Here is a 16567-nt window from a genome sequence, read left to right as displayed (position 1 = left end):
GAGGAGATTAGACCGCCAACAGGATGAACGCGACCCGGATGAGTCGCAATGCCCGCCGCTGGCGGCCCTCGCCCGTCCCCGACAACTCCCACAACACCACCGTCGACGCAACGATCTCGATGAAACTGTCCGACCCGAACCCGGCCAGCGCCACCGACGACGCCGCGACCGCGAGCACGCCGAGCACGACCACGCCGACCGCGTTCCAGCCCAGCGTGAACCATTCCAGACGCCGGCCTCGACGTGGAAGTGTCTCGGTAACGGTGTCTCCGGCAGTTTTCATTAGTTGGATTCTGCGTTCGGCCAGCGGAGGTGAAACGTAATCGCGAAGGCGTTGAGAGCTGGCTTCCAACGCATCGTCCACCGGGCTCGGCCCGCTCCCGTGGGGTGGAGACTGCGCGTCACGAGATACAAGTATTTTAGGGCGGCTTGTTCGGTGGGGAAATGTCCTCGAGCACGCACTGCCCGCCCGTAGCGGGCGTTGAGCGATTCGATCGCGTTGGTGGAGCGGATCACCCGGCGGATCTCGGGGTCGTAGGCCAGGAACGGGGTGAACTCTTCCCACGCCGATTCCCAGAGCCTGATGATCGCACCGTATTTCTTGCCCCAGAACTCGGTCAGATCATTCAACGCCGCGTGGGCAGCATCGACGGTCGGAGCGGTGTAGATCGGCTCGACGGACCGTTGTAGCGCGTCCCAGTCCTTCTTCGAAGCGAGCCTAAACGTGTTCCGCAGCAGATGAATGACACACGTTTGCACCGTGGCCACCGGCCACGCGTTCCCCACGACGTCCGGCAGTCCTTTCAGGCCTCACAGACGAGGACAGCGCATGGGTCGTCCCTGAATGGGGTGTCCTCGTTGACTCGAGCAAGACAGTCAGGGTGTGCGCGGGTAGGCGACACCGCCGCCGTTGACCGAGACGGTGACGCGGTCGCGGGGTGCAAGGCCGGCGGCGGTCGTGGCCGGAACGGGGACGACGATCCGCGTCCCGTCCGCGAGGCGCAGGGTGACCCGGGCGTACTGACCGGCCGGAAGGAGGGAGACGATCTCGGCGTTCGGCGCGTCTTGGTGTGCATCCACTGTCAGCTGGCTCGGGCGGAGCATGAGAGTGCGCGCGCCGGTCGCTCCCGCGGTGCGGTCGTGCCACACTGCGACGAGGCCGAGCGTGGTGAGCACGGAGTCCGGATGCGCGCCGGCCTGCGCGTCGAGCAGCAGGGCGTCGCCGAGAAGCGTGGCGAGCTCACGCGTGTCTGGTGCTTCGAAGACCAGGGACGGAGTTCCGAGCTGTTCGAGGTGCCCGGCCACGATCACGCCGACGCTGTCGCCGAAGGTGAGCGCCTCCTCGTGGTCATGGGTGACGAGGATGGTCGCGGTGCCGGCCTGCTGGAGCGTGTCAATCACGGCTTGCCGCGTCTGGGCCCGTAGCCCGGTGTCGAGGGCGCTGAACGGTTCGTCGAGCAGGATCAGTCGTGGCTGGGGTGCGAGTGCTCTCGCCAGTGAGACGCGCTGCTGTTGGCCGCCGGAGAGTTCGTGCGGGTAGCGGTCGAGCAGGTCCTTGTTCAGGGCGGCCAGCTCGGCGACCTCGGTCACGCGCCGGTCGCGGGCGGCGCCGCGGGGGAGGCCGAAGCGGATGTTCTGGCGTGCGGTCAGGTGGGGGAAGAGGGCTCCGTCCTGGGCGACGTAGCCGATGCCCCGGCGATGGGCTGGCAGGTGCTCGGCCGGGCTCGATAGCAGGGTGTCGCCCAGGCTGATGCTGCCCGCATCGACGGTTTCGAATCCGGCGATCAGGCGCAGGAGGGTGCTTTTGCCGCTTCCGGAAGCGCCGACCAGTGCGAGCCGGGTGCCGGGCTGCAGGGTGAAGTCGATGTCGTACAGCACCGGCTGGTTGCCAAGGGATTTGCTCACGCCGCTGAGCGTCAGGCTCGTCATTTCGGTACCCTCTTCCGGGTGTTGGCAAACAGGATGGCGACCGCTGGGATTGAGAGCGCGATGAGGAGCACCGCATATGGGGCCGCGTTCGAGTATGCGACGGAGGAACTGACTGACCAGAACTGGGTTGCCAGAGTGCGCGTTCCGCTGGGCGCGAGCAGCAGAGTCGCGGTGAGCTCGTTCGCGCAGCCGAGGCCGACGAGCGCGGCCGCCGCGCCGATCGAGGGGGCCATCAGGGGGAAAGTGACGTGTATCCGTGACGCGAAGGGGCTCTTGCCGAGTGACCGGGCGGCCTGCTCGAGTTCCACGGGCACCTGTGCCAGTCCGCTGCGCATGCTGACCAGCGCCCGCGGGAGGAAGATAATGACATACGCGGTGATCACTGTGGCCGGAGTCTGGTACAGCGCCGGTACGAGGCGCAGGGTCACGGTCACCAGGGCCAGCGCGATGATGATCGTCGGCAGGCTACTCGCCAGATACATCGCGCCCTCGAGCACCCGGCTCAGGCGTCCCGGATGCCGCACGCTCAGCCACACCACGGGGAGGGCGACCAGGGTCGTGGCCACGGCGCCGCCGAGGGCGAAGAGGATGGTCTGGCCCAGCGCACCCGGCAGTTCCGGCTGAGCCCACGGCTGGCCGCGGGTGAGCCAGTGGATCAGGCTGGCGCCGGGCACACCGAGCGCGGTGACAGCGAGGCCGGCCAGGGCAATCAGGGCGGGCACGGTGAACACGCCGAGGTGGGCGGGCGGAGCCGGTCGGGCGGCACCGGACCCGACCCTCGCGTAGCGGCGGTGGCCGCGGGTGGAGGCCTCGGCGATGAGGAAGACCAGGCAGATGCCGGCCAAGACGACGCCGAGGGCGCTGGCGGCCGGGCCGGCGAAGGTCGATTGGAACTGGGCGACGATCGCGGTGGTGAACGTGTCGAACCGGATCAGGGCGAACGCCCCGTATTCGGCCAAGAGGTGCAGGACGACGATGAGGGCGCCACCTGAGATCGCAAGCCACAGCTGAGGCAGCACGACCCGGACGAACACGGCGAACGGGGATAGGCCGAGTGCCTGGGCCGACTCCTCGAGCTCAGGATCCAGCGTGCGCAGGGTGGCCAGGGCCGGGAGGTAGACCAGCGGGTAGTAGGCCAGCACGGCGATCAGCACCCCGCCGCCGAGGCCGCCGATCGAGGGGATCGCACTCACCCAGCCGTAGCTGCTCACAAACGCGGGTACGGCCAGTGGTGCTGCGAGCAGGATCGCCCACACTCGGCGTCCCGGCAGGGTCGTGCGCTCGACCAGCCAGGCGCCGCCCACACCGAGCACCACGCAGATCGGAACGCCGATCAGAACCAGCAGGAGGGTGTTGGTCAGGAGTTCCAGCACCTTGGGCCGGAAGATCAGCGGGGCGAGGGTCGACCAGCCCACGTCGAATCCGACCGAGACGACGAAGCCGACCGGCACGAGCATCGCGACCGCGATGATGCTCATCAGCACCGCCAACGCCACAGGGGGGCGCGACCGGTCGGTCGCACCCCCGAGCAGCGGGCGGGTAGGGGTGCTCAGCTAGATCAGGCCTGCCTGCGTCATGAGGTCGGTGACCGTCTTGTTGTTCAGCTTGCTGGGGTCGATCTCCGGGGCCTCAAGCGAGTCGAGGGTGAGCAGGGCCGCGTTGGGGGCGACGTCACTGGCGATCGGGTACTCAAAGCTCGTGCCGGTGCGCAGGATGTCCTGACCTTTCTTGCCGGTGATGAATTTCAGGAACGCCTGGGCCGCGGCCTGCTTCTTGCTCGACTTGAGTACGCCGCCGCCGGAGATGCTGACGAACGCTCCCGGATCCTGGTTCTTGAAGTAAGCGAGCTTGGTGTCGGCGCTGTTCTCTTGAGTGCCGGCCTGGTCGACGAACCAGTAGTAGTGGTAGGTGATGCCGAGCGGAACCTCGCCGGCGTTCACGGACTTCAGCACCGTGCTGTTGCTCTTGTAGGCGACCGAGTTGTCCTTCATTGCCTTGAGCCAGGCCAGGGTTTTGTCCTTACCCTCCTGCGCCAGTAGTGCCGAGACGATCGCCTGGAAGTCGGCGCCGGCGGGGGAGGCGGCCCAGCGGCCCTTCCATTCCGGGTTCTGCAGGTCGAGCAGCGACTGGGGTAGCTGGTCGGCAGCGATCTTGGCCGGGTTGTAGACCATCACCGTTGATCGTGCAGCGATGCCGGCCCACGTGCCCGTGGAAGGCTTGTATGCGGCGGGGACCTGCGCAAGCGTCATAGCATCCACCTTGGCAAGGAGACCGGCATTGTCGACGAGTGACATCGCGGGCGAGTTCTCGGTGAGGAACACGTCGGCGGGGGAAGCGGTGTCCTCCTGCACGAGCTGGTTTCCGAGTTCGGAGTCGTCGCCGTTGCGGAGCGTGACCGTGACGCCCGACTCCTTGGTGAAGGCGTCGGCCCAAGCCTTGGTGAGTTCTTCGTGCTGTGCGTTGTACACGGTGATATTCGTCCCTGCGACGGTGCCGCCCGTCGCCGAGGTTGATTGCGGTGCGGAGGCGGAGCATCCGGAGAGTGCGAGAGCGGCCGCGGTGACAGCGGCTACGGCGAAAGTCAGTCGTCTCAAGGGGTTCTTTCGGTCGGTGGTAACGAGCAAAGGTAAGGCTAACCTATTTACTCCTGTCCAGCCTACCGTGATGGCGATGATCGATGTCACGGTCGGTGTTGGACTCATCGTCGCTCTGTGGCTGTTTGTATCCCTATTCGTTTGGATAGGGGCGCGGCGAACCAAGCCAACACCAGCACTCATCCAGAGGGCCCGCTCTTCAGCGCCCTCGCACGTCACTCAACACAAAGCGCTGTGCGGCAGCGGGAGCCCCACCTCGAGCTGACCAACGAGATCGCGGAACGCGACCTGAAAGAGTCCCTGATGGATCGCATCGTCGAGACGTTCCGGAAGCTCGGTGCCGGTTACTGGTATTTGGCGGAGTTCGATTCGGCGCTATTGCGCGGCCAGAAGCGTTCGGTTGAGAGTGTCATCTTGGGCTATGAGGTGCTCATGGGATGCTGGAGGAGGTTGCTTCCCCGAGGGTGTAATTTCCCGGGTTTGAGTGTCGGATTACCGACGCAGTGAGCCCGCAGTGCGGTCACGCCGCCACCCCGGTGTGCTACGGGGGGCAGCCCTCAGCAACTCGTTCCCCTCGCGCCGCCGATGCGCGCGTATCGACCGGACGGCGTCCGCGACAAGTTGGTTCGCCAGCGTATACACACGCCAGGTGATGACGCCGACTGCGAGCGACAGCACTGTGCCGATCCACGGCGCACTCTGCTCAAACGGCGGGTATACCTGCCAGTGGGTGAGATAGATGAACATCGACGCGCCTGCGACCGCGGCGACGGCCGGCACCATCCACCGCGGCGCGCGAACCGCCGGTACCCAGACCAGCGTCAGCACGCCTCCGGCGAATATCGCCTCCCGCAGCGGGTCACCGAAGAATCCCAACGAACTCGCCACGGCGATCACCGAGACGAGGACTCGCCGAGCCGTGGTGTCGGCCCGTGCGACGAGCCAACCGAGCGCGATCAGCCACACGACCACCGGCCCGGTGTAGAGCTCTACATACTCGGCGTGGGCGCCGGTGATCGCGAAGCGTGCGATGAGAGCGATGGCGAACCCGACGAGGGCGAAGACGAACGGCGACCGCCGCTCGACCCGGTCGACGGCGCGTACCGCGAACACGACGGTGAGGCCGACGGTGGTCCAGAGCATCGCCTCGAGGAACCAGAACTGCCACTGCTCGTTCCACCGCCCGTCGCCCGGCACGAGGTTGTTCACGAGGAGGACGGTGGTGAAGTGGTACTGGCCGGTCAGAAGCGCAACCCCGCCAATCCAGAGCATCGCGGGCGCCGCGAGCTGCGCAGCGCTGCGCCCGAGCCAGCGGAACCTCGACCGCCCCGGCACCGATGCCAGCTGGAAGCGGGCAAGGTTGTACCCCGCGACGGCGAGCAGCAGGTGCGCGCCACCCTGCAGAACGAACAGGTCGGCGTGAGTGCCGACGATGAGCACGATCGCGATCGCCCGCAGCACCGCGGGCGTCTCGAGACGCACCAGGCTGGTGACACGGGGACGAGTGCGCGGACCGACGGCCGCGTCTTGGGGTCCCGTGGGCCCGGCCGCGGCTTGCGCAATCGACTCGCCGTCGGCCGCTTCGGTGGCGAACACCGCCAACTCCCGAGCGGTGCGTGTCGGCCAGTCGCGGGGCAAGTCGCCGAGCATCGCCTCGAGCCGAAGCGACACCTCGATGTAGCTCAGGGAGTCGCCGCCGAGCCCGGCGAATGAATCATCCAGGCTCACCGCAGGGCGGGAGAGCATCGTCGAGAGGAGGTCGCGAATCTTCTCCGGCGAGACCGCGGCACCGCGGTTCGCGGCAGCGCCGGGCACCACGCTCGGTGCTGCGGCGGCACGATCCTGCAGCCCGGCAAATCGCACGAGCGCCGCGGTGTCGGGCTTGCCGCTCGAGGTACGCGGGAACTGCTGCACCGCATACGCGCCGATGGCGTGCACGGGCACGCCAACGAGCGCAGCGGCGCGCTCTCGCGCGCGCTGCGCCGTGCGATCCGACGTGGCGAAGAGGAGCAGCCGTTCCTCGGCACAGGCGGCGCGCACCTCGATTCCCTCGTCGGCGAGAAGCCGCTCGACCCGGTCAAGATCGACCCGCAACCCGAAAATCTTGACGAAGCGGTTCATTCGACCGACGATCTCATACAGTCCATCGTCGCGGCGGCGCGCGAGATCCCCCGTCGGCAATTCGTGCACGGTGCGACCGAGTTCGAAATCCGCCGGCGTCTCGGCATAACCGAGCATCACGTTCGGCCCCTCGTAGAAGAGCTCCCCTTCGTCCCCGTCCGGAGCATCCATACCGCCGACATCGATGCGGAAACTGCCACCCGGAATCGGTCGCCCGATCGCCCCGGCGGCGGCGGCGATGAATTCAGGAGGCAGAAAGGCCATCCGCGCTGTGGCTTCCGTCTGGCCGTACATTACGAACAGCTTGAATCCGCGTTCTTCGCCGAGACGGGCGAAACGACGAATCATCTCGGGCGCGAGTCGGCCACCTGCCTGGGTCAGGTAGCGCAGGCTCGGCACTGAGCGTTCGGCGAAACCGCTGGCCTCGAGTATCTCGAAGGTGTAGGGCACACCGGCAAACGAGGTGATCTGATGGGCGGATGCCTCCTGCCAGAACTCACCGTCGGTAACTGACCGCTCCGTGAGCATAACGCTCGCACCGGCGAGCAGGTGGCTGTTCACCACCGACAGTCCGTAGCAGTACTGCAGCGGTAACGTCGTCGCCGCGCGATCGCTCGGGCCGAGGCGCAGATATTCAGCGATGGATTCGGCGTTGCTGCGAACGTTGTCGACAGAGAGGCGCACGAGTTTTGGCGACCCGGTCGACCCTGACGTGCTCCCGAGCACGGCTAGGTCACGATGGAAGATGTGTCGGCTGCCCGGGTTTCGTTCCTTGAGCGTCCACCCCTGTGGGCCGTTGTGGGCGACGACATCGGGGCTGAACCGCTCGGTGAGGGCGGCTTTGTGGGACAGGCTCGCGTCGTCCGCGCCGCCGGAGACGAACAACACAGGGTGCCCGGCCTCGAGTGCGGCCAGATAGGTGACGATCGGCTCGAGCGCGTTGGCGGCGGCGATCATCACGAGGCGACGGGTCTCGCCGAGCTCAACCCTGCGCTTGCGAACCAGCAGGGAGAGTTCGGCGTAGTTGATGGTCGCGCCGTCGGCGACGAGGGCTGTAGCGTCAGGTCGGCCGTGGAGGAGAGACAGACCGCGAGCAGAGGCGATCGAGACCATGGATGAGTGATACCTTACGAGACGGACCAATGCTGCATCGGACTAAGGTAAGCATAACCTAACCACGGCCAGCGGTCGGCGCCCGCGAGTCGTCCCTCGCCGAGCATGCCGTGAAGACGACGACTGTCGGTCTTGGCCCGCGTCTGCAGCGTCTTCCGCAACCCGCCAATGCGACCAAACGTCGACTGCACCTCATGCCCATTGCCCAGACCTGAAACTACACGTCGTCCATGGCGGTACCACCTGGTTGCGCATCTCCGGTTCGAACGACCGCTGCGAACCGGAACCAACCTCGTCCACACATGCCAACCATGCTGTCGGTCCGACCTTATCGGTGATGAGCTGCGGCACCCGAGGTCCGACGCGGTCTCGCGAGCAGTCGGGCAGATTCCTTTGTCGGGTGCTGCGAAGAAGCGGGCCGGTGGCGTCAGGATTGACGTGTGAAGTGTCTCGTATCCTCGATGCCTCACAATCCATGGGCAGTTTCAAACCGTGGAAGCCGCCTCGACCGACTGACCGAGATCGATGACCGCGAGTGTTAGACGCCGGAAGCCATCGGTCAAACCGTTCTGCGCACCAAGGCTCCTGCCAACGATTCCCCGACGAAGCCGGCGAATCGTTCCAGGCTCCAGCCCCGCTGCAGAACGAGCAGCTCGTAGAGCTCGGGGGAGCTGTTCAACCACATGACGTCGATGGCCTCCTCAAGGCTGACATCGTCACGCAAGAACCCGCGACTCTGAATGAAGCGCGCGTTGTGCCCCATCCGTTCCAGGCGCTGCTTATTGCTCGCCACCAGGAGTGCGGACATGTTCTCATCAGTGGCAGCCGCGGCCCGCACGAGCAAGAGGATCGGCGTGACCGCGGAGGCGACCTCGGCGGTCAACGCGCCCCACTTGCGCATGAGCGACTCAGGATCAGTTTCATGCAGTCGCATTTCGTCGGATCGCTCGTACGCCGCGGTCGTCCCTCGGCCGCCCAGGCCACGTTCATAGATCGCGCGGACCATCCCGGACTTGCCACCGAAAATCTTGTAAATCGTCTCGACAGACACACCGGACTCAGCGGCGATCTCCGCGACCGTCGTCGAAAAATAGCCAGCCTCGAGGAACTTCTCCTCGGCAACGTTGAGAATCGCATTCCCGTTGCGCCGGGCCCGTGCCTGACGACCCCGGGAGTCATAACGACGTCGACTCTTGACTGTGTCCATAAATGGATCCATACTTTTGTATTAAATACATGCCACTGTATCAGAAAGGCATGAAGTGAAAGGATTAACCGAAACCGGCGTGGCGGATACCGTAACCAGACTCGTGCGGGCGATGAACGCTCACGATCTCGACGCCTTGGTGGCGTGCTTCGCTGATGACTTTGTGAATGAAACACCCGTTCACCCCGAACGGGGATTCAGCGGCAGCGAGCAGGTGCACCGAAACTGGAGCCAGATCTTCACCGGCATACCCGATCTCGAAGCGGAGGTGGTCCGGTCGATCGTCGACGGAAACACCGCGTGGACGGAATGGGAACAGCGCGGCACCCGGAGTGACGGCGCCACACACCTGATGCGGGGCGTCGCGATCATGACCGGTTCCGAGGGCGTTTTGACGCACGTGCGGTTCTACCTCGAACCTGTCGAACAGACCAGCGGCGACGTCAATGCCGCTATCGAACGAACAATGGGCGCCGAAGTCGAAGCTCCACGGGAGGAAATGTCATGATTCTCGTTGTCGGAGCCACCGGGCAGCTCGGTGGTCGCATTGCACGGAGGCTGTTGTATCGCGGTGAAAGTGTCCGCGCGCTTGTGCGTGACCCGTCCGCATCCGCAGGCCTGGCCGAAGCGGGGGCCGACATCGTCGTGGGCGACCTGAAGGACAAGGAGTCACTTCGCCGGGCGTGCGAGGGTGTGAGTGCGGTCGTCACGACGGCCAACTCGATGTCCCGGGGTGGCAAGGACACCGTCGATTCGGTCGATCTGACCGGAAACGCCAACCTCATCGATGCAGCGGCCGAGCGGGGCGTCAAGCGGTTCCTTTTCGTGTCCGCGCTCGGCGCCGACGTAAACAATCCCATTTCGTTCCTCCGAGCAAAGGCCGAGGCCGAGCAGAAGCTCCGCGACAGCGGTATGGCGTGGACGGTGCTCCAGCCCGACTTCTACATGGAGCTCCTGCCCCTCGCCATCGTCGGCGGTCCGGCCCTGGCCGGCCAGCCGGTCACGTTGGTCGGAGAGGGCCGGAGGCGGCACTCCCTGATCTCCATGTCGGACGTCGCCGAGTACGCGGCCCTCGCGCTGGGTCGCGCGGATGCCGAGGGGCAAGTACTCGTCATCGGCGGACCCGAGCCGGTGTCCTGGTGCGACGTCATCGCGGCTTTCGAGAAGGAACTCGGTCGCGAGGTGACCGTTCGTTTCATTCCGATCGGGAGCCCGGTGACGGGCATGCCCGACATGATCGTCGGGCTCCTGACTGCATTGGAAAACTACGATTCCCCACTTGACACGAGCGTGCTGGCGGCGCGCTACGGCATCACGCCAACCTCGCTCGACGACTTTGTCCACGGTTTCGTAGCCGCGGCCTCCCGCGCAGCCACGGCTCCGGCTTAGCTGCCGGACCTCGCCTCACGCTGGCTTCGGGGACCATGGCGGATTCTTTGGGATGCCACGGAGGATCTCCCAAATGACATGGAAAAAGTGCCCGGTCGGTACACGGGATCCCGGGCTACAGGAATGACCCGCCATGTTCATCCCCCTGCTTCCCAGTGTTTTCAAGGAAGTAGGGGGTTTTCTCTGATCGCAGAACGCACCGTGCCCGCATTCGGCACGCACTGATACGTACTGGGCCTGATTCCGGGCCCCTCCAACGGCATCCGGGTCGTCGTCGAACAAGGCGGCGTAGACGTCGAGGGTCTCGAGTTCAGTGACTCCCCAAGGCCAGAATTCGCTGCCACACCGGGGCCACAGCATCCACCTCACTAGACTGTGGCTCATGTCGCTGCCGCGCTTTCTGTTCGCCGACCAGCTCGGGCCGCACTTCGACGATGGCGGGCCGATCCTTCTGGTCGAGGCGGAGGCTGTGTTGACCCGTCGCCCGTACCACCGGGCGAAGGCGCACCTCATCCTCAGTGCCCTGCGGCACCGCGCGGCTGAGCTCGGTGACCGGGCCGAGTTCCTGTCTGCACAGCACTACCGGGACGTGCTCACCGGGCGCGAGCTCGAGGTGATCAATCCGACCTCGTGGGGCTCGCGCTGGCTCGTCGAGGAACTCGGGGCGGTCGTGTTGCCCAGCCGGGGGTTCGTCACCACCGAGGCCGACTTCCAGGCCTGGGCGGCGGGGCGTGGGTCTAAACGACTACTGATGGACCAGTACTACCGTGCGCGCAGAGCCGCGACCGGCACCCTCATGCGCGGGCCGGAGCCCGAGGGCGGGCGCTTTAACTTCGATCACGATAACCGTCAGCCACCGCCAAAGAATGCGGCGAGCCTGGGCCTACCGGACGTGTATTGCCCGGTTGAGGATGAGATCGACGCCCAGGTGCGGCTCGACCTGGATGCCATGGAAGCCGACGGCCGCGCTCACTTCCTCGGCCAGGACGGCCCACGCCGATTTGCCGCGACCCGCGCCGAGGCCCTTGCAGCGCTCGACGACTTCGTGGAGACACGTCTGTCCGACTTCGGACCATTCGAGGACGCCTCTCTGCTCGGCGACAGCGAGATGAGTCACTCCCGATTGAGCGTACCCATGAACCTCGGGCTGCTGCACCCGCAGGAGGTCATCGACGCTGTCGTGGCTGCGTTCGAGCGCGGTGATGCCCCGCTGCAAAGCGTCGAAGCCGTCGTGCGGCAGATCATGGGCTGGCGGGACTGGGTCTGGCACCTGTACTGGCACCTCGGTGAGGACTACGTGCGCCGCAGCAACTATCTTGACGCCCGTGAACCGCTGCCCCGGGAGTTCCTCGAGTTGGACGGCAGCGCGGTGCGGGCGCGCTGTCTCAGCCACGTGCTCACCGAGGTGGGGCGAACCGGCTGGGCCCACCATATCCAGCGGCTGATGGTGCTCGGCAACTGGGCGCTCCAGCGCGGATACCGGCCCGACGAGTTGACCGACTGGTTCACCAATGCGTTCGTCGATGGCGCGCCGTGGGTGATGCCCGCCAACGTCGTCGGCATGTCCCAGCACGCCGACGGGGGACTGGTCGCCACCAAGCCGTATGCCGCCGGTGGCGCTTATATCTCGACCATGAGCGACTTCTGCGGCTCGTGCACGTTCAACCCGAAGAAGCGGCTCGGCGAGGATGCCTGCCCGTTCACGGCCGGGTACTGGGCCTTCCTCGACCGCGTGGAGCCCAGGATTCGTGGCAACAATCGCATGGCGCAACCACTTGCCGGCCTACGCCGACTCAGCGATCGCGCGGCAGTCGTCGAGCAGGAGCGTACCCGCACCGACTGGTGAGCTGCGCAGCAGGTCAGGCTGCTGGCTGCGGCGAGAAAGCCCCGCTCGGCAGGTCGCGTTCGCCGGCGACGATGGCGTCGACGATGCGGCGGGCCACGTCGGCGGGGTCGAAACCGGCGGGCATGCGCGGTGCCGCTCCGGCGACGGGCCTCGTGGCCAGTCCCGTCTCTGTGTGGCCCGGTCGGGCGTCGATGATCCGGATGCCGTCCCGGCGCGATTCGCGGCCGGCGGCCTGCCCGAACGCGGCGAGGGCCGCTTTGGACGCGGAGTAGGCGGCCATGTTCGCTGTGGGGGATTCGCTGACGACGCCGCTCAGGGTGAGAAAGAATGGGTCCCGCTTCGCTGCCGCCGACTCGAGCAGGGCAGGACGTGCTGCGCGTAATAGGCGCATTGGCCCGAGCACGTTCACCGCGAAGAGGACGTCCATGGTCTCGTCGTTCATGTCGGCCGCGGGGCCGAAGGCAACCACCCCGGCCGCGTTGACGACACCGTCGAGCCGTCCATGGGCGTTGAGTGCGGCCGCGACGAGTTGGTCGTCCGATCCGGCGTCAAGCAGGTCGGCATAGACGAACGTGCCCGGCACAGCGAGGGCGCGCACTTTCTCCTCTGACCGCCCGTGAAGAGTGAGCAGCGCGCCTTCGCCGGCCAGAATCCGGGCGATCGCGGAGCCGAGGCCGCCCGATGATCCGACGACGAGAATGGATGATCCTGCAAGCGAAGTCATGCGCTCACCATACTGGTTGTGGCCGTGGAATGCCGCAGCCGCACCTCAGCTGGCGGTCACGTCCCGCGTGGTGTAACTTGCTGAGGCGTGACCGAGCATTCTTTCAATGGCGGTGATGGTCGCCCGTTCTAATCGCGAAAGGAGTCACGGGGACGGCTCGCCCAATCCTCCCCGAAAGCGGTAGGGATGACAGATCAATGTCTATGATCACCGGCGGCGGATTCGGTTGATGATTTCGATCCCCAAGCATCCCGGGATCGCGGCGCCCAGGCACACGAGAAGAAGGTCGGCGCTGGGCAGCTCGAAGTCGAAGAAGTCCCGGAGGACAGGCACGACCAAGCATCCGAGCAGGCCCACATACATACCGGTGACGATCAGGCTGCGCTTTTTATGCAGCGGTCGGCACAGTACGAGGAGTACCCAGAGGCCCACGACGGAGACCGAGAGGGCCGATGCCGTTTGGGCGGCGTCCTGCGTGTTTCCGACAGTGAGGCGGGCGTAGGCATCAACGGTCAGGATGACGACGGCAATGACGGCGCCGGCCGGGACGGCGAAACCGAGTGCGCGCCGGAGGAATCCGGGAACATAGCGGTGCTGATTGGGCAGTAGGGCGAGGAAGAACGCGGGGATTCCGATAGTGAGACCGTCGACGGCGGAGAGCTGGCGGGGCAGGAAGGGGAATTCCCAGAGGAGTCCACCGAAGGCCAGCGCCAACAGGATGGCGTAGACCGTCTTGGTGAGGAAGAGGTTGGACACGAGTTCAATGTTGGCGATCACGCGTCGCCCCTCGGCCACGACGTCGGGCAGATGGGAGAATGCCCCGTCGAGCAGGACAAGTCGTGATACGGCCTTGGTGACGTCAGATCCCGATCCCATCGCAACACCAATATCGGCCTGTTTGAGTGCCAGCGCGTCATTGATACCGTCGCCGGTCATGGCGACGACATGCCCGCGTTTCTGCAGGGCACGGACCATGTCCCTCTTCTGAGCGGGAGTCACGCGGCCGAAGACGTGGTGATCCTCCAGAATCGTTCCCAGCTGGTCAATATTCGTGGGCAGGTTTCGGGCGTCGTAACCGTCGCCGTCGAATTCGAAGCCCACCTGGCGGGCGACTGCTGCGACTGTGTTTGGGTTGTCTCCCGAGATAACCCGAAGTCCTACCCCCTGCTCACGGAAATAGGCGAGGGTCTGCAGCGCGTCTGCACGGACATGCTCACGAAACGTGATCAGGGCGACGGAGCGCAGGCCAGTGGGCAGTTGCTCCTGGTCGGTCTGTTCCGGAGTCATCGCGTGCGCGGTGCGTGCAAGAACGACGGTCCGGAGCCCGGAGCCCGACAGCTCCGACGCACGGCCGAGGGTCTTGACGTCGTCTCCATTGCCGTGGCCCAGGACCATTTCGGGGTCTGAGTAGTAATGGAACGAAAACGTCCGCTAAGGGGTCGGTCGTTCCGCCTTGGCTGTTCGGACCGTGCAGCGGGCGGAGTTCCATTACTACTCAGACCCCACGGCCCCTCGGCTCCACGGCCGATTCGACATATGACCAAGAGTAACTTGGCTGTCGCAGGTCTTGATGACGCCTGCCATCACTCGACTGACGGCAACGTTGCGCCTGCACGGATTTCGTATACGTCTTCGTGATATGTGGATCGTTTCTCGATAAATCGGTCGATATCCGTCCGTTCGCCAAACTCTTGACCCCTCCCGAAACGAAGCCACCAGCCGGTCTCATGTCGGCCAATTCGAGAGATGACAAGCAGCACCGGCCGGACATCAAACGACTCAAAAAAGTCGCGAAGTTTGGGATCACCTTCCAACACTTCGACAGTAACGTCGCCGGGGGTGAGTGACACAAGCCAGAATCCGATGTATTCAATCTCACAGAAGACCCCGGATTTGGTCCCTTCCAACGTCCACGTCCCACCACTTGAGCTCTCCCTGAAACCAATCTCACGCACCGAGTTCGCCATGGCCGGGAGAAGATTCTGGCGGAGCGCGCCGAGGCGCGACTGCGCAGCTACCATTGCTATCGAGGCCTCCACGGTTGATTTGACCCGTGAACGAACAGTCGATTCGTGTGGGATCCCGGACCCGATGTGAGCTGCCGCGGGGAGTTCTTACCTGCAGATGACGTTGACTGCCATCGGTTGATCAGCTTTCGAACCCCGATCAGGTAGTGCCAATCGGTGAGTTGAGGAGAGACCAAAAGTTTCGCCGCCAGACCTCGTCCGAGTATGAATCCTGCCGAAGAAAACGCACCGACCACTCATTCACGCATTCGGCGAACTCAGCGTCCGCCAGCTGAGACCCGCCCGCGTCCGGGCGACGGAACCAACGCCAGGGAGTCCGCCAGGAGAGGAGAAAATACCAAGTTTCCTCGTGTGGCATCACCCACATGTAGCGACCGGCGAAATCGCCTGTTGTCACGACTCCAAGAAGCGGGTGGCCCGAAGAAATACTTCCTCGTGCCGGAATACGTACCAACGAACGCGTAATCGACTCCTCCCAAGACACGGGTTCATCCAGTCGCGAAGGACGTCTTAGCTGCGCCCATGTTCCGATAGCTGCAGTGACGAATACACAAGTCGCCCAGAACCAGTCCTGCAGTAAAAGCAAACCGACGAAAATTGCCAGAGCTGCAAACCACGCAAGAGGCAACCCTCGATGGCGCGCTCGTCTCAGGAAGTCCTTCACTAGTTCATACCCCTGCCCAAGCGCTTGGCGAGACCGTGCACATACCGAGTCGATTCCACTGCCCCGTACACCCTTTCCGCCACATGAAACGGACGCACAACACTTCGATTGAAGCGCCCGAAACTCTGCTTGATTTGTCGCCGAATTGGGGCGTTCTGGAGCTTGTTGCCGCGAACCCAAGTCGGATATCTCTTGAGTATTACGATCTTGGCAATTTTGGCCCCGTAGGTGAGGGCCTTGCCTGCTCCGAAAGTTGCGGCGCTTGCGATGTCACCCCATCCGTTTTGTCCATTGGCTAGTTTGTATATGCCTCGCCCGAGGGAGATCCCTGCCGACAAGCCTGCGCAGATGGCACAACCAAATAGCGCAGCCATTCCCAGAATCCCCGCCGCATTGTCTAAGGCATCGCCCCAGGCGATTCTCGCCTCACCGGTGAGGTCGAATTGGTTGATGGGGTCGCTTGGGTAGACGTAGTCGTTGTCGTTGCCGCCTTCGACGGGGTCGGTTTCGAGGAAGCGTCCGAGTGCGGCGATGTATTGGCGGGCGCCCATTTCGGTGGTGGCGATGGTTCCTTGGTGTTCGTAGAGTTTTTCGTGTTGGCCGAGCCAGCCGTAGTCGGCTGTGCCGGGGAGGTTGTCGGGGGTGGTGTCGTCGGCGGTGAGGGTGCCGATGTTTCCGGTGGCGGGGTCGATGGGTTGGCCGAAGGGGTCGTAGCTGTTGAGGGTTCCGGTGCCGTTGCCGGTCATGATGTTGTCGCCGTGGAGGTTGGGGTAGAACCAGGTTTGTGAGCCGGCTGCGTTCACTTGGACGCTGGCGCCGCCGGGTAGGGCGATGGTGCGTTGGATGCGCACGCTGGCGCTGTCGAGGACGCCGTAGGGGCTGTCGGATTCGTTCGTGTAGGTGTATCGGATGGTGCTGGCGGGGCCGCCGGGTGGGGTGCTGGTGCGTTGGGC

The 16567-nt window shown here is 64.8% G+C and carries 13 protein-coding genes and 1 pseudogene; 3 read left to right on the top strand and 11 right to left on the bottom strand.

All coding sequences use genetic code 11. The features are described from left to right. Positions 1 to 7: 7 nt before the first annotated feature. The 7 genes and pseudogenes from IWX77_RS11685 to IWX77_RS11655 form a co-directional block, all read right to left on the bottom strand. Positions 8 to 283, bottom strand: coding sequence for a hypothetical protein (locus tag IWX77_RS11685; RefSeq protein ID WP_196844692.1), 276 nt, complete (start codon positions 281 to 283; stop codon positions 8 to 10). Beyond that, positions 283 to 810, bottom strand: a pseudogene (locus tag IWX77_RS11680) (transposase); the annotation flags it as partial. The gene IWX77_RS11685 and the pseudogene IWX77_RS11680, both read right to left, overlap by 1 nt. A gap of 66 nt (positions 811 to 876) precedes the next feature. Then, entirely contained in the window at positions 877 to 1929 is a 1053-nt protein-coding gene (locus IWX77_RS11675; RefSeq protein ID WP_196844691.1) for an ABC transporter ATP-binding protein, read from the bottom strand. Beyond that, positions 1926 to 3407, bottom strand: a complete 1482-nt coding sequence (locus tag IWX77_RS11670) for an ABC transporter permease (RefSeq protein WP_196844690.1) — start codon at positions 3405 to 3407, stop codon at positions 1926 to 1928. Before IWX77_RS11670 ends, IWX77_RS11675 begins: the two co-directional genes overlap by 4 nt. Before the next feature lie 75 nt (positions 3408 to 3482). Continuing rightward, entirely contained in the window at positions 3483 to 4523 is a 1041-nt protein-coding gene (locus tag IWX77_RS11665) for an iron ABC transporter substrate-binding protein (protein WP_327012179.1), read from the bottom strand. Between the two features lie 492 nt (positions 4524 to 5015). Continuing rightward, on the bottom strand, positions 5016 to 7757 hold the full coding sequence (locus IWX77_RS11660) for an AMP-binding protein (RefSeq protein ID WP_196844688.1): 2742 nt from the start codon (positions 7755 to 7757) through the stop codon (positions 5016 to 5018). A 559-nt stretch (positions 7758 to 8316) separates the two neighbouring features. Continuing rightward, entirely contained in the window at positions 8317 to 8964 is a 648-nt protein-coding gene (locus IWX77_RS11655) for a TetR/AcrR family transcriptional regulator (RefSeq protein ID WP_196844687.1), read from the bottom strand. A gap of 55 nt (positions 8965 to 9019) precedes the next feature. On the opposite strand from IWX77_RS11655, the gene IWX77_RS11650 reads away from it, so the two are divergent. From IWX77_RS11650 to IWX77_RS11640, 3 genes are all read left to right on the top strand, one after another. Further along, positions 9020 to 9472, top strand: coding sequence for a nuclear transport factor 2 family protein (locus tag IWX77_RS11650; RefSeq protein ID WP_334353669.1), 453 nt, complete (start codon positions 9020 to 9022; stop codon positions 9470 to 9472). Further along, a complete protein-coding gene (locus tag IWX77_RS11645) occupies positions 9469 to 10353 on the top strand; it encodes an SDR family oxidoreductase (protein ID WP_196844685.1) in 885 nt (294 codons plus the stop codon). Before IWX77_RS11650 ends, IWX77_RS11645 begins: the two co-directional genes overlap by 4 nt. 382 nt (positions 10354 to 10735) lie before the next feature. Continuing rightward, the gene (locus IWX77_RS11640) at positions 10736 to 12199 is read left to right on the top strand and encodes a cryptochrome/photolyase family protein (RefSeq protein ID WP_196844684.1); all 1464 of its coding nucleotides are present in this window, start codon (positions 10736 to 10738) and stop codon (positions 12197 to 12199) included. Positions 12200 to 12212: 13 nt separating this feature from the next. On the opposite strand, the gene IWX77_RS11635 is transcribed toward IWX77_RS11640, so the two are convergent. The 4 genes from IWX77_RS11635 to IWX77_RS11620 form a co-directional block, all read right to left on the bottom strand. Further along, positions 12213 to 12923 carry an SDR family NAD(P)-dependent oxidoreductase gene (locus IWX77_RS11635; protein WP_196844683.1) on the bottom strand — a complete coding sequence of 237 codons (711 nt, stop codon included), beginning with the start codon at positions 12921 to 12923 and terminating at the stop codon, positions 12213 to 12215. 207 nt (positions 12924 to 13130) lie between these two features. Next, positions 13131 to 14318, bottom strand: a complete 1188-nt coding sequence (locus IWX77_RS11630; RefSeq protein WP_196844682.1) for an HAD-IC family P-type ATPase — start codon at positions 14316 to 14318, stop codon at positions 13131 to 13133. A 188-nt stretch (positions 14319 to 14506) separates the two neighbouring features. Beyond that, positions 14507 to 14890, bottom strand: coding sequence for a hypothetical protein (locus tag IWX77_RS11625; protein ID WP_196844681.1), 384 nt, complete (start codon positions 14888 to 14890; stop codon positions 14507 to 14509). Positions 14891 to 15613: 723 nt separating this feature from the next. Further along, positions 15614 to 16567, bottom strand: a 954-nt coding sequence (locus tag IWX77_RS11620) for an RHS repeat-associated core domain-containing protein (protein WP_196844680.1), incomplete at its 5' end; no start/stop codon positions are given.

The sequence above is a fragment of the Cryobacterium sp. CAN_C2 genome (assembly GCF_015751745.1).
Classification (GTDB): domain Bacteria; phylum Actinomycetota; class Actinomycetes; order Actinomycetales; family Microbacteriaceae; genus Cryobacterium.
Note: the sequence above shows the minus strand (reverse complement) of the source record. Positions and strands in the feature narration are given on the sequence as shown.

What these genes read in the sequence shown, in the direction of transcription:
- IWX77_RS11685 (WP_196844692.1), bottom strand. Translation starts at nt 283, where the DNA reads ATGAAAACTGCCGGAGACACCGTTACCGAGACACTTCCACGTCGAGGC.
- IWX77_RS11670 (WP_196844690.1), bottom strand. Translation starts at nt 3,407, where the DNA reads ATGAGCATCATCGCGGTCGCGATGCTCGTGCCGGTCGGCTTCGTCGTC.
- IWX77_RS11675 (WP_196844691.1), bottom strand. Translation starts at nt 1,929, where the DNA reads ATGACGAGCCTGACGCTCAGCGGCGTGAGCAAATCCCTTGGCAACCAG.
- IWX77_RS11645 (WP_196844685.1), top strand. Translation starts at nt 9,469, where the DNA reads ATGATTCTCGTTGTCGGAGCCACCGGGCAGCTCGGTGGTCGCATTGCA.
- IWX77_RS11655 (WP_196844687.1), bottom strand. Translation starts at nt 8,964, where the DNA reads ATGGACACAGTCAAGAGTCGACGTCGTTATGACTCCCGGGGTCGTCAG.
- IWX77_RS11625 (WP_196844681.1), bottom strand. Translation starts at nt 14,890, where the DNA reads ATGGCGAACTCGGTGCGTGAGATTGGTTTCAGGGAGAGCTCAAGTGGT.
- IWX77_RS11640 (WP_196844684.1), top strand. Translation starts at nt 10,736, where the DNA reads ATGTCGCTGCCGCGCTTTCTGTTCGCCGACCAGCTCGGGCCGCACTTC.
- IWX77_RS11630 (WP_196844682.1), bottom strand. Translation starts at nt 14,318, where the DNA reads ATGGTCCTGGGCCACGGCAATGGAGACGACGTCAAGACCCTCGGCCGT.
- IWX77_RS11660 (WP_196844688.1), bottom strand. Translation starts at nt 7,757, where the DNA reads ATGGTCTCGATCGCCTCTGCTCGCGGTCTGTCTCTCCTCCACGGCCGA.
- IWX77_RS11635 (WP_196844683.1), bottom strand. Translation starts at nt 12,923, where the DNA reads ATGACTTCGCTTGCAGGATCATCCATTCTCGTCGTCGGATCATCGGGC.